This window comes from Thalassotalea montiporae (genome assembly GCF_053485855.1).
On the sequence record NZ_JBQRUO010000003.1, the window covers coordinates 16,241 to 41,639 of the forward strand.

Consider the following 25,399-nt stretch of genomic DNA (forward strand, 5'->3'; position numbering starts at 1 on the left):
ATTGAGCGCTAGCTATTGAGCATTAATTGTTAGGCTTTCCAGCTTAAAGCTTTGGGCTTTTAACGCAACTAGATTGCATCACTATATTAGCTGCCGCTAGTTCTCTAACCAGTGGATCAAAATATCCATATTATTTATCCGATAGCCCATATGTAGCCTACTATCGCTATCTATTTTTAATTCCATCGGGGCAGATTGTTGACCAGTAAAATTAGGATCTGTGCTGTTCACGATGGTAATAAAGTAACTACCATTTCTATAACTCATCGATCCTTGGTATTGATAGCGCGCCATATTGCCCCAACCGTCAACAATAACAAAGTCAGTAACCCATTGAGCGCTATTACTAGAGCGCTGACTAAACTCGATAGAACCATTTACGTTATCGGTTAAATCAATGCCATTTTCAGCGTAATCGCTTAATTGCCATAACCCGCCAGGGAAGTAAGTTTGTGGCTGATTTTTTCTTTTAGGTTCAAATACAGGTTCAGCTTCAGGTTCAAATTCCTGTTCGTTGCTATTGTCTTGATCTGGCAAGTAACCACTGTCACCTTCGTCACGGCCATTTAGTTCGTCATTGCCCAAGTCGTCGTATGGATCATCTGCTTTTGTAATTTCACTGTTGCCGCTAAAGTCTGGCTGGGCAGGTTTTGGTAGGCCTACTGCGTGTTTGTCTGCGCTGCTAGCACCTACGCTTGCGTCGCTAGGCAATAAGCGAGGCACGAGTAATAAGCCGATACCAAGCACTATCAAAATAATTGAAGGGTTGCTCACGTTAACCTTGATACCAAACCCTTCCACGTTATTCTGGTTAGCACTCTCTTTCTTGCCAATGGCGAACATGACTACACCTACAACAATCAGCAGACAGCCAACCAACATCACAATATTGTCAAAAAAATCCATGATTATTGAGCGTCCTAGGTTCCCGGTAAGTTTCAATAATTATAGACGGTTATCACTAACTCTTTAGACTGCCTTACAGTTACGCCCCAAGTACAAGCGCGCTTTTTAACCGCCTTTGTTGCAAAGTGTTACTGGATTTGGTACTAATTAGGGTGACAAAGAAAAGGCAAAGTATGTGAAAGCATGCTACGCAAAGCCACCGGTCTAAGGGCGAAGCACAGATTGTTAAGTGTTTGCTTGTTGATATTAGGTCAAATTGTCATTAACTGCGTTAGGCTCGCTTAAGTAAGCTTATCAAGGACGTAGAATATCGGCAAAATAGGAGTCTTGCCCTTACCTCAAGTTGTAAGTATGACGTTCAGTTACTGAACAGTCTCCACCTTTATCGTAAGCACATTCTCATCAATTTATCGTCTATGACAGCGGAGTTACCTCATCAAAAGGGTACGTTCCAGTGGTTTTTTCTTTTTTCTAACACTCAATTAGCTTTAAGGTTATTAAAAATGAAAAAATTATTACTAGTTTCTACCATCACAGCTTTAACTTTGACGTCTGTGGTAACTGCACCAAAAGCCAACGCAAATGACATTGCACAAAGTGTATGTGAATACGTGGCAGCTGATGACAAAAAACGCATGCGTTCATTCTTAAAGACGAATAAATTAAAAGTACGTAGTATTTTTTCCGGTATTCAATGTAATGGTCAGAACTTGTTGGAGTTTGCCGTAGCGAAAAATTCTGTAAAAACAGGTTCGATGATGATTAAAAAATTATCTAAGAAAGTTGTTTCTGCAAATTTAAATTCTCTACAGGCAGGATCGCAACCTTTAGTGGATGCTGCTAACGCTCGCGTTAGTAGTTAATTATTAACTGGTAGACACTAGTAATAATGTTTTGCTAGTTGATAATTCTTATGTCGCTAAAACGAAAAAGCCAGCTTAACCGCTGGCTTTTTTTTCGCTAAGCTAATAGTCAGTGATTCGCCGTACTTGCAAGGAAGCTCAACGTTAATGACGCCAAAGAAAACTTATAAAGGTAGTAAAACAGCTTTACTCTTAACTGGTGGAGGCGCGCGCGCAGCCTACCAAGTGGGTGTACTCTCGGCTATCGCGAAATTTATCCCGCGCAATCACGGCATACCTTTTCCGATCCTTTGTGGCACATCAGCTGGAGCAATTAATACCACTGCGCTAGCCTGTTATGCTTCATGCTTTCACCTTGGTGTAAAAAAACTGGAGTGGATATGGAAAAACTTATCGTGCGATCGCATTTATCGCACCAATACAGCAGCCGTTTTTAACAATATATTTTCAGGCTTTGCTGCAGGATTTCAGGCAGACTATGCGCTTAAAAGACCACGTAGCCTACTTGACAACGCGCCACTGCGCCAGCTGCTCAATCAGGTTATCGATTTTAAGCGCATCGACCTTAATATAAAAAACCACTACTTATCATCGCTATCGATTACAGCATCAAGCTATAGCAGTGGTGATTCGATGACATTTTATCAGTCAGCCAGATCTATCGAGCCATGGGTCAGAGCAAAGCGACTCAGTCAACGATGCCAAATTGACAGCGAACATTTGATGGCATCTGCTGCAATTCCGTTAGTTTTCCCATCGGTAAAAATACGCCATCAACACTATGGCGACGGCTCAATCCATCAGTTATCACCACTTAGTCCCCCTATTCATTTAGGGGCAAAACGTATTTTCATCATAGGTGTCGAACAATCTAAACAACCAATTCACCCAATGGAAAACAACCCTCACCCGCCAACATTAGCCACGGTCGCTGGTCATATGCTTGACTCGGTTTTTTCAGACACTTTGCAAAGTGACTTAGAGCGAATGAACCGGATGAATGCCACGCTAGCTCTAATCGACCCCAAAGTTCGTGCGAAAAAAAGTGGCTTGCAACAAATTGGCAGTTTTCTAATTAATCCAAGCCACGACTTTAACGCCCTAGCTAGCGAGTATTATGAATACCTACCGATAGGGGTTCGTTTGATGCTAAGAAGTGTTGGTGTAAAAAATGATCCTGAATCGAGCTTATTGAGTTATCTGTTATTTGATAAACATTATTGCCGAGAATTGATCAAACTCGGCTTTAATGATGCCATGGCACAAGAGCAAGATATTAGAGGCTTTTTAGCCTTAACCAATGAAATAGAGTAACTTAATGGCGTAGCTTTTAGCTGCTCACCTGCGTTACGCCTTTTTTCAAAATAATGTTACCGTATTTTCGTGTTTCTCCGGTCATTACTACGGCAAATGCTTGCTCTGCCCGCTGATAAAACTCAAATCGTTCAGCTTTAGCAATTGCTGCATGTTCTGGCTGATGTTGGCTGAGTTTCGCGTGATAGTCTTGTTCAACTTGTGAATCAGCACTATCGCCAGGTACCACTTGCATCATAATTGCGGGCGATTCCACATATTGATCGAGCTGCATTAATGGCAATATCGCATCCAGTAAATCAGCCACTTTTAAGCCGTCCGCTCGAATAACATTCTGATTACAGCTATGCCCGGGAAAATGCGCGTCGGCGAGCACTATTTCATCGCCGTGCCCCATCTGATAAATCGCTAACAGCAATTCAGGACTGATCAGTGGGCTAATGTTATTAAGCATTAGTTCACCTCCAAAAAGTCTCGGTGTGGCAATTCAGGGAATGGCTTGCTTGGCAGTGTTTGATACCAGAACGACACCGACGAAATATCATCTTGCAGTGGTAAATACCTGCGCTGCTCAACATCGCCGCCCCAGTTGCCAAAATCACGCCAGCCAAGCGCCTGAATATCTACGGTTAGCTGCTGCTCAAAGCGAATAGGATCAGGGATATGCCAGCGATACATACCAAATCTATGCTGCGATTTATACACGCCATCTGGTCGTTGAACTTCCGGCACGCCGGCATAGGCGGTGGTGTACTCGGTATAAGCATTAGGGTGGCCTTTCACTGCCGTGCCAATGTCATAATTATATGAGCCTAAAAAGTAGTCTTCGGTACCTGTGCCACAAATGGTCGGAAATTCGCTATCATCATCAATATAGAACTTGATTTCACCTTCGCCCCACCAGCCGTTATTGTTAACACCCCAAGTCATATACGTCCCCACATATTGACCTTGACCTTCCACACCATCTAATAGTGTGTGTAATCCTTTATATGGCACTGGGTTAGTGCGGCGAAACTGTGCATGAAAATAAGCACAGTCTTCTGGCACATCTGTTTCTGTGTAGTTAATTTGGTAATAAACCACCACCTTTTGCAGAGGGTCGCGATTTTCAATGGTGATTTTTGCGCTCTTTTGATACGGCATTTCCCAAAAACAATTAAACGCTAAACCAGGGTTAACCGAAACGGGTAGTGATGACACGTGTGCATAATCTTCTAGCCCACAGCAGAAAAAATCCCCTAACGGTACTTCTACTGATGGGTGGGTTTGATCGTCCCAATACATGCGCAAGATAAGATCACGCTTTTTCGGACCAAGTGTCGTCATCCAGATTTGCTGAATCGCGCCACCAGTTTTGATATCTGCTAAGGTAAACGTTTCACCTGGCGCCACTTCAACACACGGTGATATTTTCCAGCCTTGCCCTAAATCTCGCCCCGGCCCAGCTCCCATACCTTCAGTTGCCATGCCGCCCTTGCCCGGCTCGCCAGTAAAGTTTTCTGCGGAAATTGAACGGGATTTTGCTTTCGATAAACGAGATAAATTGCCTAGGTTCATCCCCAAACCATTAAAACCTGCCATAAACTAACTCTCTATTTTGTATAAGGTTTGTTGTAATTATTTATTTTTATATGATTAATTTTTAATGATGTTGTTCGATATAAGATTCACTGCATCAATTCACTGCTAATTCACTTCTAGGAACTCTCGTTCAGGCAAAACTGGAAAAGGTTTAGAAGGCAGTGTTTGATACCAAAACGAAACGGACGCTATGTCATCTTGAAGCGGTAAATAACGGCGTTGCTCATAGTCCCCGCCCCAATTGCCATAATCACGCCAACCAAGCGCCTGTATATTAACTTTCAGTTCCTGCTCAAACCTTATGGGATCGCTAATGTGCCAGCGATACATGCCAAATCTTTGCTGAGCATTGTAAACACCATCAGGGCGAATCACTTGTGGCAAACCAGCATAAGCTGTGGTGTATTCGATATATTCGCTAGGATAGTTTTTCGGTTGGGCTGCACCTAAGTCGAAGTTATAAGCACCGAGAAAATAATCCTCTGTCCCCGTACCACAAATGCTCGGAAACTCCTTGTCATCATCAATGAAGAATTTAATTTCCCCTTCGCCCCACCAGCCATTGTTGTTAACGCCCCACGCCATATAAGTGCCGACATACTGGCCTTTACCTTCGACGCCATCGAGCAAGGTGTGTACTTCCTTATATGGCAACGGATTTGAACGACGAAATTGTGCATGAAAATATGCGCACTGTGCTGGCACCTCAGTTTCAACATAGTTTATCTGATAGTAGATAATCGCTTGCTGCAGTGGGTCCCTATTTTCAATTGTAATTCGCGCATTTTTTCGAAATGGCATTTCCCAAAAACAGTTAAACGCAAACGCTGGATTGACAGAAACCACCAATGAATCAACATGAGCATACTGTTCCCAACCACAGCAGAAAAAATCCCCTAACGGCACTTCCACCGAAGGGTGCGCTTGGTCATCCCAGTACATGCGGATAATCAAATCACGAAATTTCACCCCAAACGCCGTTAACCAAATTTGCTGAATAGCGCCTGATGTATTGATTTTTGCGAGGTCAGCGCATTGACCAGCGTCAATTTCTATCGACGGTGAGACCTTCCAGCCCTGCCCTAAGTCACGGGCACAAACTTTCCCTGTCCCTTCTATTGCCATACCGCCTTTACCAGCTTCACCAGTAAAGTTTTCCGGCGAAATGGAGCGACTTTTCGCATCAGACAACCAAGATAAATTAGCAACTGAAACACCTAAACCATTAAATTTACTGCCGTTAAACTGGTTCATATACACACTCATGTTGGTTATTACTGACTCTAAGCTTTTGCAGGCGAGATTCGTTTTCCGCTACGGCAACGCGATCAAGTTTGATTTTGCTAATAATTAAACCCGTAATGATAAAACCAACCGCTGGTGCCAACGTGAATATCAGCAAAATACCCGAAATGGTTTCTTCAGATTGTTCAACGCCACCACTTTGATAGCCGTAGAATGCGAGGAAATAGGTGGCTAATGAACCGCCAACCGCTAATCCCACTTTTAACATAAACAAGGTAAATGAGGCGATTAACCCGTCTTGTCGCGATTTATTTTTAATCTCACCATAGTCGGTAACTTCCGCCATAGTAGAAGTGATAAGTGGCGCCATCATCTGATTAAAAAAGCCGACAAAAAACTGCATTACGAGAATCATCAACATAGCGCTAGCAGATATAAAATAGGTTAAAGCAGATAGTGCAGCACTGATAAAACACAGCATCACCCACGCATTGCGCTTACACATTAATCTGGTCAGCTTATTAGTCAAAGAGCTGCCTAACATACCGCCAACCATCCACACAGATAAAAACAATGACAGTGCAATACCGGCGTCTTTGGCGTAGTAATTAATGTAGTAGGCAAATAAAGTGCCTTTAATGGTTTGCGAAGTTACTAACACTAACACGGCGAAACCTAACAACCGCCATTGGTCATTCTTTAGCACTTGCTGAATTTCTTTTTTAGCATTGCGGTTATCACTCGTTAGCGGTTCAACACGCTCTTTTGTAGTCGCAACACAAATCATAAACAGAATTACCGACAATACCGCCATCACCATCATGGCTTGTTGGTAACCAACGGCCTTGTCGCCAGCACCAAGAATATCGGCCAACGGGATCACACATGCGGTGACAATTAAACCACCGCCTGTCGCGGCAACAAAACGATATGAGTTTAATGAAATCCGCTCGCGCACTGACGATGTCATTACACTGCCTAATCCAAAGTAAGGAATATTGGTGGCAGTAAACAGCAGCATTAACAGTGCATAGGTAACATAGGCATAGATGACTTTTCCCTGCTCAGAAAAGTCTGGCACGGTAAACACCAATACAGAAGCAATGGCATAAGGCACACATAGGAACATTAGAAATGGGCGATATTTACCCCAGCGAGAGCGATTTCTATCTACCAATACACCAACAATAGGGTCGGTTATCGCATCAAAAATGCGCACAAAAATAAAAATGCCCGTTACTGTGACTGCGTCCAGCCCATAAACGTCGGTGTAATAATACGCGAGAAGTAGAACTACAGACTGGTAAACAAAATTACCAGCCATGTCACCGACACTAAACCCAACTTTCTCTTTAACACTTAATTTAACATCCATCTTATATTTCTTTTATTGGTTTGTTAGTTAATGGTTTTTTGAGTTGTGATTGAACAATATAAAAGCAAAAAAACGTTTGATAAACTATATTCGCTAACTTTCGTTAACGAATATAGTTATCATTTTTCAAAAGGTTATAGGCTTCCACGAATACCGAGCGAGAATCTCGGACCGATATGCGAGGTTGAGTAGAACTGACGACCGCCGACTGGTAAGTCAACAAATACGCGCTGATCTTCATCATTGAGGTTAATCGCACTAAACACTAAGGTAAGATTTTCATTCAAGTCGTAGCTTAGTGAAGCGTCTAGCTGACCATACTCGTCGTTGACGAATTCCTGAGGTAGGCCAGTGTTTACATCAACCAAATATTCATCGCGATAGTTATATGACAAACGAGCTTGGAACGGGCCAGCTTCATAATACCCCGTGACGTTATAACTTAGGTCTGAAACGCCGAAGAAATTAACCGACTGTTGGTCACCCGTGCTCGGGTCTCGGAAAGTTGCTTCACTATCTACTGTTGAGATATTTGCGATGTAGCCAAAGCCTGATTCAAAACCTTGCTGAAGTCCAACTTCAACACCGGTAATATCACCTTCTGCAGCGTTAATCGGTGAGGTAAAGACATCAACAGGTACTTGTCCTACAGGCCCTTGCCCTTGCGAACCACCATTATTAACGATGCCAGTAACGGGCACTGGCGTACCTCCAATTTCAGTGATTGGCCCTAGCGTAGAGCCCTGTACAACATAGTTCTCTAAGTCCTTTTTAAAGGCTGCGATATAGAAGGCGCTGGCATCGCCAAAGTAGTATTCAAAGCCGATATCAAAGTTAGTCGATTCGAACGGTTCTAGCTCTGGGTTACCACCAGATAATCCAAGTTGAAAACCATCTTCTTGCACATCAACAGGGGCATTGGCTGTACCCGTCAACGACGGTCTAAAGGCGTCTAACGGTGCTCTGGAAATGGTTTTACTGGCAGATGCACGAACAAACATCCCCTCAGTTACTTCTAACCTTAGATTGAAGCTAGGTAGTACATTATCGTAATCGTTTTCAAAATTAATAGGTTGCGGGTCTACTGACTCTAGTAAATCAAAACCATCGGTTCTGTTGGTACCGTTTAAGTCGGTAATGACAAAACTCGCGCTTTGGCCGTCAACTTCCACGTCGGTTTGCACATAGCGAATACCAATATCACCAGTTAACGGCATACCACCGATCTCAGTGTCAATATTCGCTTGGAAATAAGCGGCAAATACATCTTCAGTAACGGTAAAGCTTCGTGTTGGGCTGGCAACTGGGTCGCCAACTGCGTTATTAATGCGAGCAATTAATTCGTTCTGCTCAGCAGTACGATCAGCTTCCGGAATAGCGAGTATAGTGGCGCGCTGACGTAGCACTTCTTCAGCAATTGCGGCATATACAGGGAAAGGTAGGTTTGAATAATCTATGTTGGAGTTCCATTGACCGTCCAAGAAATTGCTCTGCCCACGCTCAACGCCGCCGACAACATCTGATGCAAGTAAGGTGAGACCACCATTACTTCTGATATTTTGAATATCGCCACCATTATCACGCGTAGCCAGTTGCTTCTCTCGCTTAGAGTATCTGATACCAAGTTCGATTGAACTGATGTAATCCGAGTCTAAATCTCTTACCGCATCAAATTTAAAGGCATGTTCAGTATCAATGTTGTTTGCATTACGTTGATCAAAGCCCGTTAATACCCAATTTTCTAGGTTGCCTAAATCAGCAGCCGCGCCGTCGGCTTGATTTTGCTGTCGAATCGTATAACCGCCCTGATCAAGTTGCGTGTTAAAGGCAAATGTTCCGTTATCCGCATCCCAACGTGCCCGCTCAAAATCATAAGAGCCTTCGGATTTTGAGTAACTCGCATCAAAACTTAACGCCCATTCTGCAACATCGATAGTGTAATTGGCGCCGATAGCAAATAAATCTTCATCGTTAATCTGTGTGCCATTAGTGATTTCTGGTCGTGTCGTAGAATCGAGATTGACTGCAGCATCATTAATAACCGCATCACCTGCTTGTTGACTGCCATCTGGGTTTACTGGCCCTAGGTTGGTAATAGCGATTGGTAAAAAGATAAAGTTCTGGTGACCTTCTTCAATTTCTCGCTTACTAAAAAGTGTGTCTAAAACAAATTCTGACTTATCACCAGCCCATTGCAGCGTCGTACCAAACGTGAAACGCTCACGCTCTCCTTCAAACACTTCCGCATTGTTTGACAACGGCTGGTACACACCACTGACATCACCTGTACCATCATTATTGGTATCTAGCGTCTCAGCCGCTCCAAAAATTGAGACAGGCAACCACAAAAAGCTTCGTGAGAAGTCTTCACGAATAGTGCGTTTAGAGTATGAAGCGGTAGCTAGGAAGCCGACATTACTGTCATTCGACCAGCTGTATAAACCTGACAGACTTGGGTCGGTTTGTTCGTTGAATTCGCGATAAGTGCCCGTTGCCGAAAACGCCGCCTTATTGCCCAGTGTTAACGGGCGTGCAGTTTTGGCGTCGACGGAACCCGCAATACCGCCTTCAATTTGATTGGCAGATGCAGATTTAGCCACTTCAAGTGAAGTTACTAGCTCTGACGGAAGAATATCAAAGTTTGTCGCTCGACCCGCTGATGTTGGGCTAACACCATTAAAAATAGGATCAACCGATTCGGTTGAGCTTAGCAAAGTACGGCCATTCATCGTACCTTTGACAAAATCGGCGCCTAAGCCACGAATTGAAATGAAATCACCCTCACCACGGCTGCGCTCGATTGAAACACCTGCAACACGTTGAAGTGCTTCCGCAACATTGTTATCTGGTAATTTACCTACGTCTTCAGCTGTAATTGCGTCAACAAACCCGCTCGCATCTTGCTTAACTGATAACGATTTAGCGAGTGAAGAACGAATCCCTCTTACTTCAATGACTTCAGTTTCCGAGTCATCATCTGCCGTCGCATTACTTTGTTGCGCATAGACATTGCCTGAAGCAAACGCCGTCATGCCCATAAGCACCAACGAAATAGCTTCACTCACTTTATTCTTGCGAATTGCCATGTTACTTCCCCGTTTTCTACTTGTTGTATGTAATTTTGTATATCTAGTTTAATTTTATATTTTTTGTAAATGTAAAAATAATTTTCACATTTAAAAACCTACAACCTAATTCTTACCTCGTCAACCAAGAAAGTGTAAAAAACCACCAACCATTTATTTAACGTAATGTTTTATAAGAAGATATTTGTTATCAAAAAGACAGAAATAGAACCTTAGACAGGTTTTTCATAGCATCATGCGCATCTTGAAAGCGTACAGGCATAGCACTAGCGGATATGCCTAACATGTTGAAAAGCCACGTTTAACAACAACGGATATCGCGTTAATGCTCATCCAGCATGATATGACAGCTAATGCAGTAAACACGAAGTTATTGCTAGCCTTGGCGATATGCTAATCGCTGCTGGTATAACCTAACTGCTGAGAAATATTGGCTGCCGCTTGGGCAATGTAGGATTTGGATTCTTCCAGTGTGATTGGGTGGGAGCCGTCGATGTAATCAACGAATGGCACAACGAGCGCAGCCAAAATATCACCAGAGCTATCAAAAACAGGGTAACCAATATCCATCACGCCCTGCACTTGGCGGCTGCGGATCGCTTCATGACCTGCTTTTACAATTTGCGATGAGATATTGGCAAAGCCTTCGATATCAGGCTTTGGGTGATGTTCAGGAATACTTTCCATCATAAATTCAAATTTCTCAGCACTGGCATAAGAGAGCAACACATGACCGGAACAAGTATTCATGAGCGGTGCCGTTGCCCCCAAACGAACACTGAAGGTTCGAGATGATGGCGAGTCTTGCTGTGCAACAACATGGCCGTGGCCATCAAAGAAAGTGACTAAATGGCAAGACTGTTCAATGGCAAAGGCCAAACGTTTAAGCACTGGCCCTGCAACACTAGTTAAGCGTTTAACGGGTGGGTAGCGATTCGCCAGGCCAAATAATTTAAGCGATAAACGGTAACGATCAGAGCCCTCACTGGTCTCCACGTAGCCGCGTTGCTCCAGCACCATCAACATACGAAACAACTCACCAACCGATTTATCTAGCTTTTCGGTAATTTGAGTAACTTTTAGCCCTTCTGCTTCTTGAGCAAGAAGTTCGATGATATCTAACCCTTTTTCTAACGCTGGTGCTGAGTACTGTTTCTTCGCTGCCATAGTGCTTACCGCCTGAGTTCTTGTAGTTTTTATTATCGTCGAAGATATCTGAGCACTAGGGTGATTTCAAATATAAAACTAAAATTTATATTGACACTGATTAAATTTCGCCCTAATTTCATATTTAAAATTAATTTTTATATTTAAATGCGTGACAGATTTCACGCTCAACTTTGGGGTTAAGAGCGCTAATGCAAACAAAATTTGTACGAGTAAATGCAAACGACAACGTGGTGATTTGCTGCCAACGTATTAGTGCTGGCGAGCAAGTCACCATTGGCGAGCAGCAGTTCACTATGACAGCGACTATCGAAGTTGGTCACAAAGTCGCAAGCCAAGCGATTGGGCTCGGCGAAAAGATTATTCGCTACGGCGTGTCTATCGGCTCAGCAACTAATGACATAGGGTTTGGCGAGCATGTTCATCTGCACAATATGAAAAGCGATTACATTCCCAGCCACACGCGACAATCAAGAGTGGGAGAATAAGATGAGAGGTTTTAAACGCGCAGATGGCCGCAAAGGTATTCGTAATACAGTTGTGGTGGCCTATCTAGTGGAATGCGCACATCACGTTGCCAAAACCATTGTTGCCAAAGTTGATCACGACGATGTGCAACTGATTGGCTTCCCCGGTTGCTACCCAAACGACTACTCCCTGCAAATGATGGAAAAACTGTGCACGCACCCTAATGTTGGCGGCGTACTATTAGTGTCGCTGGGCTGCGAAGGTTTTAATCGTGAACAACTTATTAGCACCATTGAAGCGAGCAAGCGCCCTGTTGAAACCTTAGTCATCCAACAATGTGGTGGCACCAAATCGACGATTGATCTTGGCGTTGCTAAAGCAAGCGCAATACTTGGTGATATTGCCAATGTCGAGCGGGCAGATATTGAGCCTTCAGAATTAGTGATTGGCACTATCTGCGGTGGTTCAGATGGTACCAGTGGCATGAGCGCTAACCCTGCCGTTGGCGTTAGCTTTGATCTGTTATTAGCACAAGGTGCTACCTGTATTTTTGAAGAAACTGGCGAGCTGATTGGTTGCGAACAAATCATGGCAGAGCGTGCAGAAACACCTGAGCTGGGTGAAGCACTGCTTGCTTGTGTAGAAAAAGCTGAGCATTACTACACCAAAATGGGCTACGGCAGTTTTGCCCCCGGCAACGCCGAGGGCGGCTTGACCACGCAGGAAGAAAAATCGATGGGCGCTTACGCCAAATCAGGCTCTTCAAAAATCAACGGTATTATCACTCCTGGCGAAATTCCGCCAAAGAACGGCCTATTCCTAATGGATGTGGTGCCTGATGGTGAACCTATGTTCGGCTTTCCCAATATTTCAGACAACGCGGAAATTGTTGAGCTGATTGCCTCTGGCGCATTGATGATTTTATTTACCACAGGACGAGGGTCTGTGGTCGGTTCTGCGATTTCACCTGTGATAAAGATATGTGCCAACCCAGAAACTTATCGCAATTTAAGTGAAGACATGGACATAAATGCTGGCAGTGTCATTGACGGTAACCATACGGTTGAGGATATAGGTCAACAAATTTACGACTGTGTACTTAAGGTGGCCAGTGGCCAGCAAACCAAGTCGGAAGCACTCGGTCATAAAGAGTTCATCTTAACCTATAAGCGCTTTAACACTGGCGACACAACGACCATAGAGGCGATTGGACCTGCTTGTTTAGCTCATTAGCTGCACCGACTAACAAGCAGTAAACAAAGAACAAACTAAATCACGAATAAAAAGAATAGGAAATACTGTGAGGTTAACCAAATGAACACTGTATTTGATACACACTCGATGATTGCTGGACAATGGTTTGAAGGCAGTGGTGATAGCTTTGAATCTTGGGATCCAAGCCTAAACAAAGCGATTGCAACCATTAAAAGCTGCACCCTTTTGGATGTTAATGCAGCGCTAAGCGCAGCTGTTGAAGCGAAAACCTTGCTAGATACCAAAACCAGCGCTGAAATAGCAGGGTTCTTAAATGTACTTGCGGATGAAATAGAAGCATTAAAAGATGCATTCATTCCTGTTGCTATGGCGGAAACTGGCTTACCTGAAGCACGCTTGCAAGGAGAAACCGGTCGAACGTGTGGGCAAATTCGAGCCTTTGCTGCCTTAGTGGCAGAAGGTAGTTGGCGACAAGCGTCAATCGATACAGCGGATCCCAATCGCCAGCCCGTACCTAAACCAGATGTTCGTGCGATGAATATTAGCTTGGGGCCAATTGCCGTATTTGGCGCCTCTAATTTCCCATTTGCCTTTGGCACCTTGGGCGGTGACAGCGCAGCAGCGCTAGCAGCGGGCAACCCTATTGTTGTCAAAGGTCACCCTAGCCACCCACTTACCTCACGTTATTTTGCACAGGCGATAGCTAATGCCTTACAAAAAGCTGATTTTCCAATGGGTACTTTTTCATTATTACAAGGCTGCGGCACCGAAATTGGTAGTGAGCTAGTTAAGCACCCAGAGATCAAAGCGGTTGGCTTTACTGGCTCGTTAGGTGGTGGTCGCGCACTAATGGACATTGCTGCAAAACGAGCAGAGCCTATTCCTGTTTATGCGGAAATGGGCAGTATTAATCCGGTGTTTATTATGCCGGAAGCGTTAGACAGTCGCTCCGATGCCATTGCCCAAGGACTTGCTGGTTCAATTGCCATGGGCTGCGGCCAGTTTTGCACCTCGCCTGGGCTTATTGTCTGCCTTAATAGTGAGTTGCCCAAACTATTAGCACATTACTTAAGTGAGCAAACACCCGGTGTCATGCTTAACCCTGGCATCGCTGAAACTATGCAAAGTGCATTGGCGATTCGCCAAAACAATAGCCGAGTAGAGTTCTTAACTGGTGGGCTAAGCGACACTCCATTGACGCCACAGGCGAGTTTAATGCAAATAAACGCGGCTGATTTTCTCGCAAGTGATCAATCGATAGCTGAGTACAGTGAAGAAATTTTCGGGCCTGCCTCATTGGTGGTGAGCTGTGAATCAATCGAGCAAATGTTGGCCGTCGCAAAAAGTCTATCAGGCAACCTTACGGCTACCATCCATGCCGATGATTACCAATCACAAAGTTTAAGCGCCCTGCTCAGCCTGTTAAAGCCACGTACAGGCAGAATTTTATTTAATGGTTATCCAACGGGCGTTGAAGTTTGCCAGTCAATGCAGCACGGCGGCCCTTACCCGGCATCTTCATTTGCCCATGCGACCAGTGTTGGTACTGCTGCCATCAGCCGTTTTGTAAGCCGAAATACGTATCAAAACTGGCCTGACGAATTACTGCCTGTTGAATTGCAAAATGACAACCCAATGGGGATTTTGCGCATGATAGACAACCACTATAGCCGCACGGCAATCGCAATTGAAAAGGCCTAAGCTAATGACAGATTTAACCCATTTCAATACGGTAAAAGAATTCTCCCTGCAAGGATGCATCCCTTCTAATCAAGGCACTTGGCTTGGCCGCGCCTGGCTACCGGCCGATATTAGCCCTCTTGGCATTGCTGGCCCAGTGGTGATAACGGCTCGACAGGACGACGTAATTGCGCTTTGTGATCATTACCTGACGATTAGTGATGTGCTTGCCGACAGCAATGCTGTGCAAACCATAAAGCAAGCACAAGGCTCGTTAATTTGCTCACTAACTGAGTTACTAGAAAATAGCCTATTTTATCAACGCGAAGCGCAACTTAGTGACCAATCAAAGCCCGTGTTACTTGCACCTAACGATGTTCAATCCATCAAAGCTTGTGGCGTTACCTTTGCTGCCAGTATGCTTGAGCGGGTGATTGAAGAACGAGCCCTCGGTGATCCAGCCAAGGCCGAAGCAATCCGCGCTATGGTGCATCAAACCGTCGGCGACGATATTGGCAGTATTGTGCCCGGTAGCGAGCAAGCCATGGCGTTAAAGCAACAACTGATCGACCAAGGCATGTGGTCGCAATACCTTGAAGTAGGAATAGGCCCGGATGTTGAAGTATTTACTAAAGGGCAACCGATGTCGGCTATTGCCTGCGGGCAAGAGCTTGGGGTGTTGGCTACCAGTCAATGGAATAACCCTGAGCCAGAAATTGCCTTGCTGATTAATGCGCAAGGAAACTGCATCGGAGCAGCGCTAGCAAACGACGTTAACCTGCGCGACTATGAAGGGCGCAGTGCACTATTACTAGGTAAAGCAAAAGATCAAAATGGTAGCAGCCCAATTGGCCCACTATTTCGCTTATTTGATGAAGACTTTACCCTTGAAGATGCCATGAATGCAGAAATCACATTGACCATCACTGGGGAAGACGGTTTTGTGAGTCAAGGCGCTAATATCATGTCGCAAATCAGCCGCACGCCTGAAGATATTATCAAGCAAGTATGCAATCGCTCGCACCAATACCCTGATGGCATAACCATGATGTTAGGCACTATGTTTGCGCCTACCGATGATCGCCATGAAACGGGTATGGGCTTCACCCACGAACTGGGCGATCGAGTCGAAATATCAACGCCAAAACTCGGCAAGCTAGTTAACTGGGTTAACCATTGCCATCAAATTCCAAGCTGGCAATATGGTATTACCGAACTCATGAATTTTGTTTGCCAAGTGAAAGTTGCTCAAGCCGATAAAAATAACAACTAGTAAAAGCGTAAATAAATCACACTGGCAACAAAACACAGATAAAGAAGCGCATAACAAGAAAGCGCTCAATAACAAATAATGGGGAAGCAGTATGCAGCAAGAGCTAAAAACCGCACAGCGAAAAATCGGTAGCACAGACCTAGCAATAGACACATTAGGTTTTGGTTGTGCGCCGCTTGGTAATTTATACCAGCCAATTAATGACCACGACGCTAGAGCCTTGCTTGATAATGCTTGGCAAGCTGGTTTTCGCTACTTTGATACCGCTCCCCATTATGGTCAAGGCCTGAGCGAGCGACGCACAGGTGATTTACTGCGCGCCGATCAAGACCACGACTATGTGTTATCAACCAAAGTTGGTCGCCTGTTAAAACCTGCTGGTTATGCAAAAGAGCGTCACAGTTACCAGTCACCCATGCCGTTTGATATTCATTATGACTACAGCTACGACGGCATAATGCGTTCGTTCGAGGATAGCCTACAGCGCTTAGGTCTAGACACCATTGATATCCTTTATATGCATGACATCGGTGAGGTTACCCACGGTGAAGCCAATAACCACCACTTCCCAATCGCAATGCAAGGTGGCTATAAAGCAATGGCAGAGCTGCGCCAGCAAGGACTCGTAAAAGCCATAGGGTTAGGCGTTAACGAATACCAAGTGTGTGAACAAGCGCTTGATCACGGCGACTGGGATTGCTTCTTGTTAGCAGGTCGCTACACGCTACTTGAACAAGAATCTATTCACACATTTCTACCTAAATGTCAGCAACGGAATTGTTCCATTATTGTCGGTGGCGCCTATAATTCTGGCATTTTAGCGACCGGTACGAGAAAAGGCGGCACGCTTTACTATGATTACGAGCCAGCCCCAGAACATATCATTGCTAAAGTAAAAAAACTCGAAGCGCTCTGTGATGAATTTCAAATTCCACTCGCCGCCGCCGCACTGCAATTTCCGCTGGCTCACCCCAGTGTTGCTAGCGTCATACCGGGTATGGGGAACGCCAAACGCATTAATCAAACACTAGAGTTGTTCAACACTAACATTCCAACTGAATTTTGGCAGCAACTACGCGCGCAGCAGTTAGTTGGTGAAAACGTGCCATTACCGCAAGGGAGCTAGTGTCATGATGAATAAAGTTGACAGCCATCAACATTACTGGCTACTTGAGCGCAATGATTATGGCTGGTTAACACCCGCCCTTGATAAGCTCTATCGCGATTTCTTACCTGCAGATTTAGCGCCGCTTAGACACGCACATAATGTAACTCAAACCGTGCTAGTACAAGCTGCACCAACAGTCGAAGAAACCGAGTATTTGTTATCGTTAGCAGCTACAGAAAGCAGCATTGCCGGCGTAGTTGGTTGGGTTGATTTTGATGCCGATGACGTCATTGCAACCCTCGATAAATTGGCAGAAAACCCTAGTTTTAAAGGGGTTCGACCAATGCTGCAAGACATCGAAGACCCTGCTTGGATAGCAAACCCAGATTACGCCGGAATTTTTACTAAGCTCGCTGAATTGAAACTGACTTTTGATGCGTTAGTTAAACCTGAACATTTGCCTTATATCTATGATATTGCAAAGCAAAACCCAGATTTATCGATAGTAATAGACCATTTCGCCAAGCCCAATGTCGCAGAAAAGCAATTTGACGATTGGGCCGCAGCAATGCAGCGCTTTCAGCCACTTTCTAATGTGTTTGTAAAATGCTCCGGCATTACCACCGAGGCAAGCCCAGCACAAGCAAGTGCCGATGATTATCTCGACTACTTCACGACTTTAGTCAAGGCCTTTGGCCATGGCCGCATTATGTGGGGCAGCGACTGGCCAGTACTTAATCTCAACAGTAGTTATCCGGCATGGGTTGAGCTTTGCGAAACGTTAATTAGTGATTGGTCGATGCAAGAACAGCAGGCTTTTTGGGCAGGCACTGCAAAAAGCTTTTATCAACTGCCGCCTTTGTCTTGAAGGTCATTGCATTCAAGTAGTTGTCATCAAATTCAATATTAGCGATTAGTCACGAATAAAAGTACTACAAAGGAAGTTTTTATGAGTCAGTTATCATCAACTGCGATTGTCACCGGTGGTGGCAGCGGTATCGGGCAAGCGATTGCCATCACTCTGGCTAAACAAGGGTATAAAGTGGTTATTGCCGACCTTGATTTAGCCGCAGCTCAGCAAACCCAAGAGCTAATTAATAAGAAAGTCGCTAATGAGCAAACTGCGAATGCGAACAGCGCGATAAGTGTCGCGCTCAATGTTGCAGACGGCGAGCAAGTTACCCAAGTTTTTAATGAAATAGCGGCCGAACACGGCATCGATATTCTGATCAACAATGCTGGCATTGGCGCGGTTGGCACCATAGAAGAAACCAGTGAAGCTGAACTGGATAAGCTTTATAACGTGAATGTTAAAGGCGTTTACCATTGTGCACTAGCAGCTATTTCAGCGATGAAAAAACAGCAATCGGGCATCATCATCAATATGGCATCGGTGGCATCTAGTGTTGGTATTGCCGATCGCTTTGCCTATTCAATGACTAAAGGCGCAGTGCTAACCATGACCTACTCTATCGCCAAAGACTACCTCAGCGACAACATTCGCTGTAATTGTGTATCACCAGGGCGTGTACACACACCTTTCGTGGATGCCTTTCTTGACAAAAATTATCCCGACAACAAAGCAGAAATGTTCGACAAACTATCGAAAACACAACCTATTGGACGCATGGGCACGCCAGATGAAGTCGCCAGCGTAGTTGCCTATTTATGCTCACCGCAGGCGGCCTTCATTACTGGCAGTAACTTTCCCGTTGATGGTGGCTTTGTCACGCTGAACAATTAGTTATCCAACATCAACGCAATTAATAAGAATTATCAGAGGTAATCAAACCATGAAACTATTACGCTTTGGCGCAAAAGGCGCTGAAAAGCCGGGCATTTTAGATGCTAATGGCAATATTCGCGATTTGTCATCTGCGGTTACTGACATTGACGGGCAAACCTTAAGTCACGAGAGCTTGTCGCGCCTTAATGCTATAGATATTAACAGTTTACCTATTGTCGATGGACAAACCCGCCTAGGTGCCTGTGTCAACAATGTCGGAAAATTTATTTGTATTGGCCTTAATTATGCCGACCACGCTGCTGAATCAAATATGCCGATTCCGGATGAACCTGAAGTGTTTTCTAAGTTCACCAGTGCGATTAGTGGCCCAAACGATGACGTGATTAAACCCAAAAACAGCACCAAGCTTGATTGGGAAGTTGAGTTAGCGATTGTGATTGGCAAGGCTGCTTCCTACGTTAGTGAGCAAGAAGCAGAGGAGTACATTGCTGGCTATTGTATTTGTAATGATATTTCTGAGCGTAATTTTCAACTGGAACGCGGCTGTCAGTGGGATAAAGGTAAAGGTTGTGACAGCTTCGGACCACTTGGCCCTTATTTAGTGACTAAAGATGAAGTTAGCGATATTTCTAATATCGGCATGTGGCTCGAAGTGAATGGCAAGCGATATCAAAGCGGCAACACCAATACCATGATATTTAGCCCAGCCTATATTGTGAGTTACTTAAGCCAGTTTACCACCTTACAACCTGGCGATGTTATCTCTACTGGTACACCGCCGGGAGTAGGCTTAGGTCAAAAGCCACCCGTTTACCTCAATGTTGGTGACCAAATTTCTTTAGGGATAGAAGGCATGGGGCAACAAACCCAAAACGTGGTCGCATTTCAATAAATGCTTTTAACAAATGCCTTCAATTAATGCCTTAAATAAATGTTTTCAATAACGAAAATGAGCCGAGCAAATTTTACCATGTAGTAGACAGCCGACGCTGCGTTAGTCTCCCCTAGCAAGGCATTGGCTCAAATCGCTAGCCTAGTGCTAGCCAGCCCCAAGCTAAGTATTATTAACGAGCTTGGGGCTTTTTTATCTATAAGCGATATCGTAAACACCAAACTAAATCGCCAACATGATCAATCGCCTTCGTGCAGGTAGCGCTCTGTACGTTCAACTCTTCGAGGTTTTCCGCATAGCACTAACGTATCTTGCGCTTGTAATAAGGTGTTATTGTCGGGCTCGTCAATTTCCACGCCATCACGCTTTAAGGCAATAACACTTACGCGTCTGCTGGCCAAATCTAAACTGCCAATACTGTGCCCATTGGCGAATGAGTCTTCAGTGAGTAAAATCGCATGAGCAAATTCTATGCGCTCAACTGCTTCAGGACTCATATCGGTTTGCTCACCTTGGAAGAAGCCATGTAAATGGTTGTAATGATTTTTCCGCTCTCGTTGCACGCGGCGCACAACGCGAGAAAACGGCACGCCAGACAAGGTTAACACTTGTGAAACCAACATTAGCGCGCCTTCTAAACTCTCTGGTACCACTTCATTGGCACCCGCTTTTTGCAGCATTTCTAACTGATCATCATTGCGTGTTCTCACCAAGATTGGCACTTCTGGCGATAAACTACGCACACGTTGAATCACTTCTGCTGATTGTTTGTCTTCACCAAAAGCGATAACGACTAATTTCGCTTCTGACAAATGTGCCGCATGCAGCAGCTCAGTTTGTCGTGACGAGCCGAATAATACGTTTTCACCAGCTTCTCGAGCTTTACGCGTGCGCAGCGGATCAATATCAATAGCAACAAACTCGATATGCTCTTGTTTTAAAAAGCGGCTCACTGTTTGACCAATGCGGCCAAAGCCACAAATAATCACGTGGTCTTTTAGCGATTGCGTGGTTTCTGGTAAATCCGTTAAATCTGAAGTGTCTACTGGGTCTTCATTAGCCAGCCAACGCCCCCACTTTCTGGCATTATTAATAATGTAAGGGGTAATCGCCATACTGATAACCCCTGCCCCCAGTAGTAACGACGCAACATCATTGGCTAACACATTCACTTGCGTGGCAAGTGCCACTAATACAAAACCAAATTCCCCCATTTGTGCCAGCATAAAACCGGTTGCCCAAGCGTCTTTTTTCGCTTCGCCAGCACGAACCGCCGCCCATTGAACGATCAAGGTTTTTGCTAACATAAAGGCAAGCATAGTTATTAATAAAGTGCCGGGAGATGCCAGCAATAAACTAATGTCTAGCTTCATGCCAACAGTAACGAAGAATAAGCCGAGCAAAATATCACGGTAAGGGCGAATATCCGCTTCCAGCTGATATTTGTACTCACTTTCGCCAAGCATCATACCGGCCAGGAATGCACCTAATGCCATTGATAGGCCAAACCACTGCGTTAACGATGCGGCCATTAAGGTCACTAACAAGGTGGTCAATACAAAGAGTTCATCGGTACGCACTTTAGCCACTAAGTTAAATAAGCGTGGCAGCAACCATTTACCGACAAAGAATAGAATGCCAACAACAAACACACCTTTGATCAGCGCCCATGCTAGTGCGATAAACATCGAGCCTTCGTTTTGTGGGGCTAGCAAAGGAATAATAATTAACAAAGGGACAACCGCAACGTCTTGGAATAGCAGCACAGCAACTGAAATTTGACCGGACTTGCGCTTCATCGCCCCAGTTTCACTTAGCTGTTTAATGACAATTGCGGTAGACGATAGTGCCAAAATACCACCGACCACAAAGCTGGCGGCAAATGACAAGCCAAATAGCATGGACACAACCATGATAAAGGCCATTGAAATCAGTACTTGCAGACTGCCCACAGCCAGCACTAAATGGCGCATCGCCAATAATCGCGGCAACGAGAATTCAAGGCCAAGGGTAAAAAGCAAGAAAACAATGCCAAGTTCAGCAAAATGCTCGTAATCAACATGCTCGTTTGATAATGCTAGCCCATGCTCACCCACCAGCACGCCAGCGACTAAGTATGCCAAAATAGCAGGCAGGTTAAGCTTACGAAAAACAAATACGATTAATACCGCGCAGGCGAGTATGGCGAGAATTTCAAGATGAGCTATCACATCTGCTCCTTGCAAGCTGTGGTTTGTCGAGAGTCGTCGGGAATTGGCAAGTCTGCAAGCTTATCTCACAGGTGTTCTACTAACACCAATTTATACCGTTAACCGATACACTTCATTTGTACCCTTCACTTATACCTTAGTATTCAGGTAATTAAAATACTTAACTCGTCCGTCCAAGAGTAGGCACGGTGTTTGCTTTAACTAAGTCAACACAGCGGTATAACAATTTTTTGACATACCACAAACGCAGTATTAGCAGGTAGTTTTATGCAAACGCTCAACTTATTAGAACAACAGTTTTCCGACTTTAATGCGTTCAGGTTATTTGAATCTAATCATTTAGAAAACAATCAACTTGGCTTGGCCTTGCTTGAACAGTTGCAAACCACGCTTGACCTTAACGAACTACTAAACAAGTTCGCGATGATGGCGAGCCGTTATGTTGAGTTTAGTGGCCTAAGCTTCAAAGCAGAAAGTGTTGAAGCAAGTATTCGAGGTAGCCGCAGCGGCAAAATCTCTCGTCATTTCAATCTGTCACTAAATGGTCAACACCTTGGTAGATTGGTTTATGGTTTAAATACGCCGCTGTCAGGTAGTAACGAAAAAATACTCAATGAGCTACACCGCTACTTCCTGAATCCGTTAAACAATGCGTTAACTTACCGCACTGCATTAATGCTTGCGATGCAAGACAGCTTAACGGGTCTAGGTAATCGCCGTTATTTTGACGAGCAAATTAAACGAGCGATGCATCAAGCCAATCGCAGTCACAATCAGGTCGGGCTTATTGTTGCCGACCTTAATAAATTTAAAGCGATAAACGACACCTATGGCCATGCTGTGGGCGATAAAGTGTTGGTACATTTCGCTGATGCACTACGTGTAAGTGTGCGCGATTCTGATAGCTTATTCCGCTTTGGTGGTGATGAGTTTGTAGTACTAATTGAATGTGCTGGCAAAGAATCGTTAGAAGTGATTTATCACCGCATTCACGATGCTGTCGCTGCCGATGGTTATTTAGAAAAGTATCAAGTATCGTGCAGCTTAGGCGCTACTTTTATGAATCGCGCTGACACTGAAAAGAGCTTTTTCGAACGAGCTGACCAAGCGCTTTATCGTAAAAAAATGAACATGGCACCACGCCTCAGCTTAGTATAAATTTGGGTACTACCTGCGCCACTTTTTACTGTGTTCAAGCACGCTCGGCGTGCGGCTATTTTGCTTGTTGAGCTTTTAGCTCAACAAGTGCGGCTTTAACCTCATCTGGTGTTGCCGCCACCAATAAACGGCAAAACCTTACCGCCTTGGCAAACTGTTCTGTGCCAACTATTGCCAATGTTTTAACCAATACCTGTCGATTAAATCCAAAGTTTTGACTGAAATGTGAAATCGCCTCGTTAATTGATGGGTAACAAACACCATCAAAATCAAAACTAAGTGCATTGGTTTCATGTTCGATATCTTCGCCGCCAAGCGACAACGGCCAACCGCGATAATTGACGCGATCGCGAGCAACCTCATACATAAACCACGCACTGCGTTGGAAGGATTCGAAATTGCCTCCTTCAAAGCCAGCATTGGCTAGCTCTTCAGGTGTCCAATTAATACCAATTGCTAAGTCTTTGCGATACTTTCGAATCAGCCCTACTTTGACTTGATCGCGTAAATGCCATACGTGTTCGACTTTGGCTTGATAAGCCGATGTTCGACATTCGCGGCAACTTGGTAAGGTCAACTTAGGGTGAGGACAAGCCAACACAATATAGCGATCATGAGGAAAAGTAACAAATTGATCACTTGGTTCACCGCAAAACCAGCAGGTATGGCGATGTTCAAAGGGAATATCGACTAAGAGTTCAATGCGCTCCTGCATCTATTCCTTGCACCTATACTCTGCCCGTTCTGCCGAAAGTACCCAGCGAGTACTATCTGCGCTTTTTCACTTTTTTTACTGCGCTAGCTTTACCTTTTGACTTGTGCTTTAGATTTTTAGCGCCAACACTGCGTTTGTCAGCAACACGACGGTTTTTATCGCGTGTGGTTTGATAGCGGTTCTTCTTAGCTGCTTCAGTTACATGGCGCTTGCTAGCATCGTATTCAGACTCTGTCATTTCATAGCCCGGCAGCACTATTTTTTCAAATTTACGACCAATGAGCTGTTCAATATTTCCTAAGAATTTTTCATCCTTAGGGCTAACTAATGAAATGGCAGTACCAGATTTGCCTGCACGACCAGTACGACCGACGCGGTGCACGTAATCTTCTGCTAAAAATGGTAAATGGAAGTTCACGACATACGGCAGGTTAGGAATATCTAGGCCACGAGCTGCGACATCAGTTGCCACCAATACGCGTACTTCGCCAGCAACAAACTGCTCTAACGCTTTGTTACGCGCACCTTGTGATTTTTCGCCATGACATAGTGCCGCTTTAATACCATCAAGCTTTAATTCTTTGGCAAGTTGATTGGCACTTTCACGTGTGCCGGCAAACACCATGACTTGGTGCCAATTATTCACACCAATAATTTCTGACAACAACTCACGTTTACGCGCTTCCGACACCCAGTAAACGGCCTGTTTCACTTTGCCTGACGTGGTGTTTTGTTTCGCCACTTCAATGGTTTTTGGTGTATGTAGAATTTGATTCGCTAAGGTTTTAACTTTGTTTGAAAAGGTCGCACTAAACATTAACGTTTGGTGTTTGTGCTTAATATGCTCGCTAATGCGTTCAATATCGTTTAAAAATCCCATATCGAGCATACGATCGGCTTCATCAAGCACCATGTATTTAACTTGAGAAAGTGAAAGGTTGCGCAGTTGCAAATGCTCTAGCAAACGGCCAGGTGTCGCGACTAAAATATCAACGCCAGCTTTAAGCACTTTTTCTTGCCCAGCCATGCCCGCACCGCCAAAAATCACACCGTGTTTAATGGGTAAGAATTGGCTGTACTCTTTAATATTTTCGCCTACTTGAATCGCAAGCTCACGTGTTGGCGTTAGAATAAGCGCCTTTAATATTGGCGTTTCGGTAGTTGCTTGATGCGCTAACTTATCCAATATTGGTAAGGTAAAGGCTGCCGTTTTACCAGTACCTGTTTGCGCGCTAGCCAGCACATCACTGCCCGTGCGAATAACAGGAATAGCTTGTTGTTGGATCGGGGTTAATTGCTTATAACCACAAAGCTTAACTGCTTTTAATAACCCTTCTGATAAGCCAATTGCATCAACACTCATTTTCTTTTTCCACCAACACCTAAAATAATC

Annotated in this window: 21 protein-coding genes; 11 read left to right on the forward strand and 10 right to left on the reverse strand. The window is 44.5% G+C overall.

Features of this window, described 5'->3' with window-relative positions; translation table 11 throughout:
- Positions 1 to 96: 96 nt before the first annotated feature.
- Positions 97 to 906 (reverse strand): hypothetical protein, encoded by an 810-nt coding sequence (locus ACSLUR_RS10730; protein ID WP_448554416.1) that lies wholly within the window; start codon positions 904 to 906, stop codon positions 97 to 99.
- A gap of 503 nt (positions 907 to 1,409) precedes the next feature.
- Between ACSLUR_RS10730 and ACSLUR_RS10735 the strand changes: the two genes are divergently transcribed.
- Both ACSLUR_RS10735 and ACSLUR_RS10740 read left to right on the forward strand, forming a co-directional pair.
- Positions 1,410 to 1,769 (forward strand): DUF3718 domain-containing protein, encoded by a 360-nt coding sequence (locus ACSLUR_RS10735; RefSeq protein ID WP_116000697.1) that lies wholly within the window; start codon positions 1,410 to 1,412, stop codon positions 1,767 to 1,769.
- Positions 1,770 to 1,916: 147 nt separating this feature from the next.
- Positions 1,917 to 3,083: a patatin-like phospholipase family protein gene (locus ACSLUR_RS10740; protein ID WP_448554418.1), complete on the forward strand. Its 1,167-nt coding sequence runs from the start codon at positions 1,917 to 1,919 to the stop codon at positions 3,081 to 3,083.
- A 16-nt stretch (positions 3,084 to 3,099) separates the two neighbouring features.
- On the opposite strand, the gene fucU is transcribed toward ACSLUR_RS10740, so the two are convergent.
- The 6 genes from fucU to ACSLUR_RS10770 form a co-directional block, all read right to left on the reverse strand.
- The gene (gene fucU / locus ACSLUR_RS10745; RefSeq protein ID WP_448554420.1) at positions 3,100 to 3,537 is read right to left on the reverse strand and encodes an L-fucose mutarotase; all 438 of its coding nucleotides are present in this window, start codon (positions 3,535 to 3,537) and stop codon (positions 3,100 to 3,102) included.
- Positions 3,537 to 4,667 carry a glycoside hydrolase family 172 protein gene (locus tag ACSLUR_RS10750; RefSeq protein WP_448554422.1) on the reverse strand — a complete coding sequence of 377 codons (1,131 nt, stop codon included), beginning with the start codon at positions 4,665 to 4,667 and terminating at the stop codon, positions 3,537 to 3,539. The genes fucU and ACSLUR_RS10750 overlap by 1 nt, the downstream gene beginning before the upstream one ends.
- A gap of 105 nt (positions 4,668 to 4,772) precedes the next feature.
- Entirely contained in the window at positions 4,773 to 5,921 is a 1,149-nt protein-coding gene (locus tag ACSLUR_RS10755) for a glycoside hydrolase family 172 protein (protein WP_448554424.1), read from the reverse strand.
- On the reverse strand, positions 5,908 to 7,287 hold the full coding sequence (locus ACSLUR_RS10760) for an MFS transporter (RefSeq protein ID WP_448554426.1): 1,380 nt from the start codon (positions 7,285 to 7,287) through the stop codon (positions 5,908 to 5,910). Before ACSLUR_RS10760 ends, ACSLUR_RS10755 begins: the two co-directional genes overlap by 14 nt.
- A 134-nt stretch (positions 7,288 to 7,421) precedes the next feature.
- Positions 7,422 to 10,373 (reverse strand): TonB-dependent receptor, encoded by a 2,952-nt coding sequence (locus ACSLUR_RS10765; protein ID WP_448554428.1) that lies wholly within the window; start codon positions 10,371 to 10,373, stop codon positions 7,422 to 7,424.
- A 393-nt stretch (positions 10,374 to 10,766) separates the two neighbouring features.
- Entirely contained in the window at positions 10,767 to 11,540 is a 774-nt protein-coding gene (locus ACSLUR_RS10770) for an IclR family transcriptional regulator (protein WP_448554430.1), read from the reverse strand.
- 191 nt (positions 11,541 to 11,731) lie between these two features.
- On the opposite strand from ACSLUR_RS10770, the gene ACSLUR_RS10775 reads away from it, so the two are divergent.
- From ACSLUR_RS10775 to ACSLUR_RS10810, 8 genes are all read left to right on the forward strand, one after another.
- A complete protein-coding gene (locus tag ACSLUR_RS10775; RefSeq protein ID WP_448554432.1) occupies positions 11,732 to 12,028 on the forward strand; it encodes a UxaA family hydrolase in 297 nt (98 codons plus the stop codon).
- Between the two features lies 1 nt (position 12,029).
- The gene (locus tag ACSLUR_RS10780; RefSeq protein ID WP_448554435.1) at positions 12,030 to 13,241 is read left to right on the forward strand and encodes a UxaA family hydrolase; all 1,212 of its coding nucleotides are present in this window, start codon (positions 12,030 to 12,032) and stop codon (positions 13,239 to 13,241) included.
- Between the two features lie 81 nt (positions 13,242 to 13,322).
- A complete protein-coding gene (locus ACSLUR_RS10785; protein ID WP_448554437.1) occupies positions 13,323 to 14,924 on the forward strand; it encodes an aldehyde dehydrogenase (NADP(+)) in 1,602 nt (533 codons plus the stop codon).
- A 4-nt stretch (positions 14,925 to 14,928) separates the two neighbouring features.
- Positions 14,929 to 16,176, forward strand: a complete 1,248-nt coding sequence (locus ACSLUR_RS10790; protein WP_448554439.1) for a fumarylacetoacetate hydrolase family protein — start codon at positions 14,929 to 14,931, stop codon at positions 16,174 to 16,176.
- A gap of 91 nt (positions 16,177 to 16,267) precedes the next feature.
- Positions 16,268 to 17,302 carry an aldo/keto reductase gene (locus ACSLUR_RS10795; protein ID WP_448554441.1) on the forward strand — a complete coding sequence of 345 codons (1,035 nt, stop codon included), beginning with the start codon at positions 16,268 to 16,270 and terminating at the stop codon, positions 17,300 to 17,302.
- A 4-nt stretch (positions 17,303 to 17,306) separates the two neighbouring features.
- Positions 17,307 to 18,152 carry an amidohydrolase family protein gene (locus ACSLUR_RS10800; RefSeq protein ID WP_448554443.1) on the forward strand — a complete coding sequence of 282 codons (846 nt, stop codon included), beginning with the start codon at positions 17,307 to 17,309 and terminating at the stop codon, positions 18,150 to 18,152.
- Positions 18,153 to 18,233: 81 nt separating this feature from the next.
- On the forward strand, positions 18,234 to 19,028 hold the full coding sequence (locus tag ACSLUR_RS10805) for an SDR family NAD(P)-dependent oxidoreductase (protein ID WP_448554446.1): 795 nt from the start codon (positions 18,234 to 18,236) through the stop codon (positions 19,026 to 19,028).
- A gap of 49 nt (positions 19,029 to 19,077) precedes the next feature.
- Complete coding sequence (locus ACSLUR_RS10810; protein WP_448554448.1) at positions 19,078 to 19,923, forward strand: fumarylacetoacetate hydrolase family protein; 846 nt, start codon at positions 19,078 to 19,080, stop codon at positions 19,921 to 19,923.
- 239 nt (positions 19,924 to 20,162) lie between these two features.
- Here the strand turns inward: ACSLUR_RS10810 and ACSLUR_RS10815 are convergent, their stop codons facing one another.
- On the reverse strand, positions 20,163 to 22,133 hold the full coding sequence (locus ACSLUR_RS10815) for a monovalent cation:proton antiporter family protein (RefSeq protein WP_448554450.1): 1,971 nt from the start codon (positions 22,131 to 22,133) through the stop codon (positions 20,163 to 20,165).
- 267 nt (positions 22,134 to 22,400) lie between these two features.
- Here ACSLUR_RS10815 and ACSLUR_RS10820 point away from each other — a divergent pair, with 267 nt between their 5' ends.
- Complete coding sequence (locus ACSLUR_RS10820) at positions 22,401 to 23,291, forward strand: GGDEF domain-containing protein (protein ID WP_116000713.1); 891 nt, start codon at positions 22,401 to 22,403, stop codon at positions 23,289 to 23,291.
- A gap of 55 nt (positions 23,292 to 23,346) precedes the next feature.
- On the opposite strand, the gene ACSLUR_RS10825 is transcribed toward ACSLUR_RS10820, so the two are convergent.
- Together ACSLUR_RS10825 and ACSLUR_RS10830 are read right to left on the reverse strand one after the other, a co-directional pair.
- A complete protein-coding gene (locus ACSLUR_RS10825; RefSeq protein ID WP_448554452.1) occupies positions 23,347 to 24,006 on the reverse strand; it encodes a hypothetical protein in 660 nt (219 codons plus the stop codon).
- Positions 24,007 to 24,058: 52 nt separating this feature from the next.
- Positions 24,059 to 25,369 (reverse strand): DEAD/DEAH box helicase, encoded by a 1,311-nt coding sequence (locus tag ACSLUR_RS10830; protein WP_448554454.1) that lies wholly within the window; start codon positions 25,367 to 25,369, stop codon positions 24,059 to 24,061.
- Positions 25,370 to 25,399 lie beyond the last annotated feature (30 nt).

Coding starts and splice junctions, on each gene's coding strand:
- ACSLUR_RS10730 (WP_448554416.1), bottom strand. CDS start 906: ATGGATTTTTTTGACAATATTGTGATGTTGGTTGGCTGTCTGCTGATT.
- ACSLUR_RS10735 (WP_116000697.1), top strand. CDS start 1,410: ATGAAAAAATTATTACTAGTTTCTACCATCACAGCTTTAACTTTGACG.
- ACSLUR_RS10740 (WP_448554418.1), top strand. CDS start 1,917: ATGACGCCAAAGAAAACTTATAAAGGTAGTAAAACAGCTTTACTCTTA.
- fucU (WP_448554420.1), bottom strand. CDS start 3,537: ATGCTTAATAACATTAGCCCACTGATCAGTCCTGAATTGCTGTTAGCG.
- ACSLUR_RS10750 (WP_448554422.1), bottom strand. CDS start 4,667: ATGGCAGGTTTTAATGGTTTGGGGATGAACCTAGGCAATTTATCTCGT.
- ACSLUR_RS10755 (WP_448554424.1), bottom strand. CDS start 5,921: ATGAACCAGTTTAACGGCAGTAAATTTAATGGTTTAGGTGTTTCAGTT.
- ACSLUR_RS10760 (WP_448554426.1), bottom strand. CDS start 7,287: ATGGATGTTAAATTAAGTGTTAAAGAGAAAGTTGGGTTTAGTGTCGGT.
- ACSLUR_RS10765 (WP_448554428.1), bottom strand. CDS start 10,373: ATGGCAATTCGCAAGAATAAAGTGAGTGAAGCTATTTCGTTGGTGCTT.
- ACSLUR_RS10770 (WP_448554430.1), bottom strand. CDS start 11,540: ATGGCAGCGAAGAAACAGTACTCAGCACCAGCGTTAGAAAAAGGGTTA.
- ACSLUR_RS10775 (WP_448554432.1), top strand. CDS start 11,732: ATGCAAACAAAATTTGTACGAGTAAATGCAAACGACAACGTGGTGATT.
- ACSLUR_RS10780 (WP_448554435.1), top strand. CDS start 12,030: ATGAGAGGTTTTAAACGCGCAGATGGCCGCAAAGGTATTCGTAATACA.
- ACSLUR_RS10785 (WP_448554437.1), top strand. CDS start 13,323: ATGAACACTGTATTTGATACACACTCGATGATTGCTGGACAATGGTTT.
- ACSLUR_RS10790 (WP_448554439.1), top strand. CDS start 14,929: ATGACAGATTTAACCCATTTCAATACGGTAAAAGAATTCTCCCTGCAA.
- ACSLUR_RS10795 (WP_448554441.1), top strand. CDS start 16,268: ATGCAGCAAGAGCTAAAAACCGCACAGCGAAAAATCGGTAGCACAGAC.
- ACSLUR_RS10800 (WP_448554443.1), top strand. CDS start 17,307: ATGATGAATAAAGTTGACAGCCATCAACATTACTGGCTACTTGAGCGC.
- ACSLUR_RS10805 (WP_448554446.1), top strand. CDS start 18,234: ATGAGTCAGTTATCATCAACTGCGATTGTCACCGGTGGTGGCAGCGGT.
- ACSLUR_RS10810 (WP_448554448.1), top strand. CDS start 19,078: ATGAAACTATTACGCTTTGGCGCAAAAGGCGCTGAAAAGCCGGGCATT.
- ACSLUR_RS10820 (WP_116000713.1), top strand. CDS start 22,401: ATGCAAACGCTCAACTTATTAGAACAACAGTTTTCCGACTTTAATGCG.
- ACSLUR_RS10825 (WP_448554452.1), bottom strand. CDS start 24,006: ATGCAGGAGCGCATTGAACTCTTAGTCGATATTCCCTTTGAACATCGC.
- ACSLUR_RS10830 (WP_448554454.1), bottom strand. CDS start 25,369: ATGAGTGTTGATGCAATTGGCTTATCAGAAGGGTTATTAAAAGCAGTT.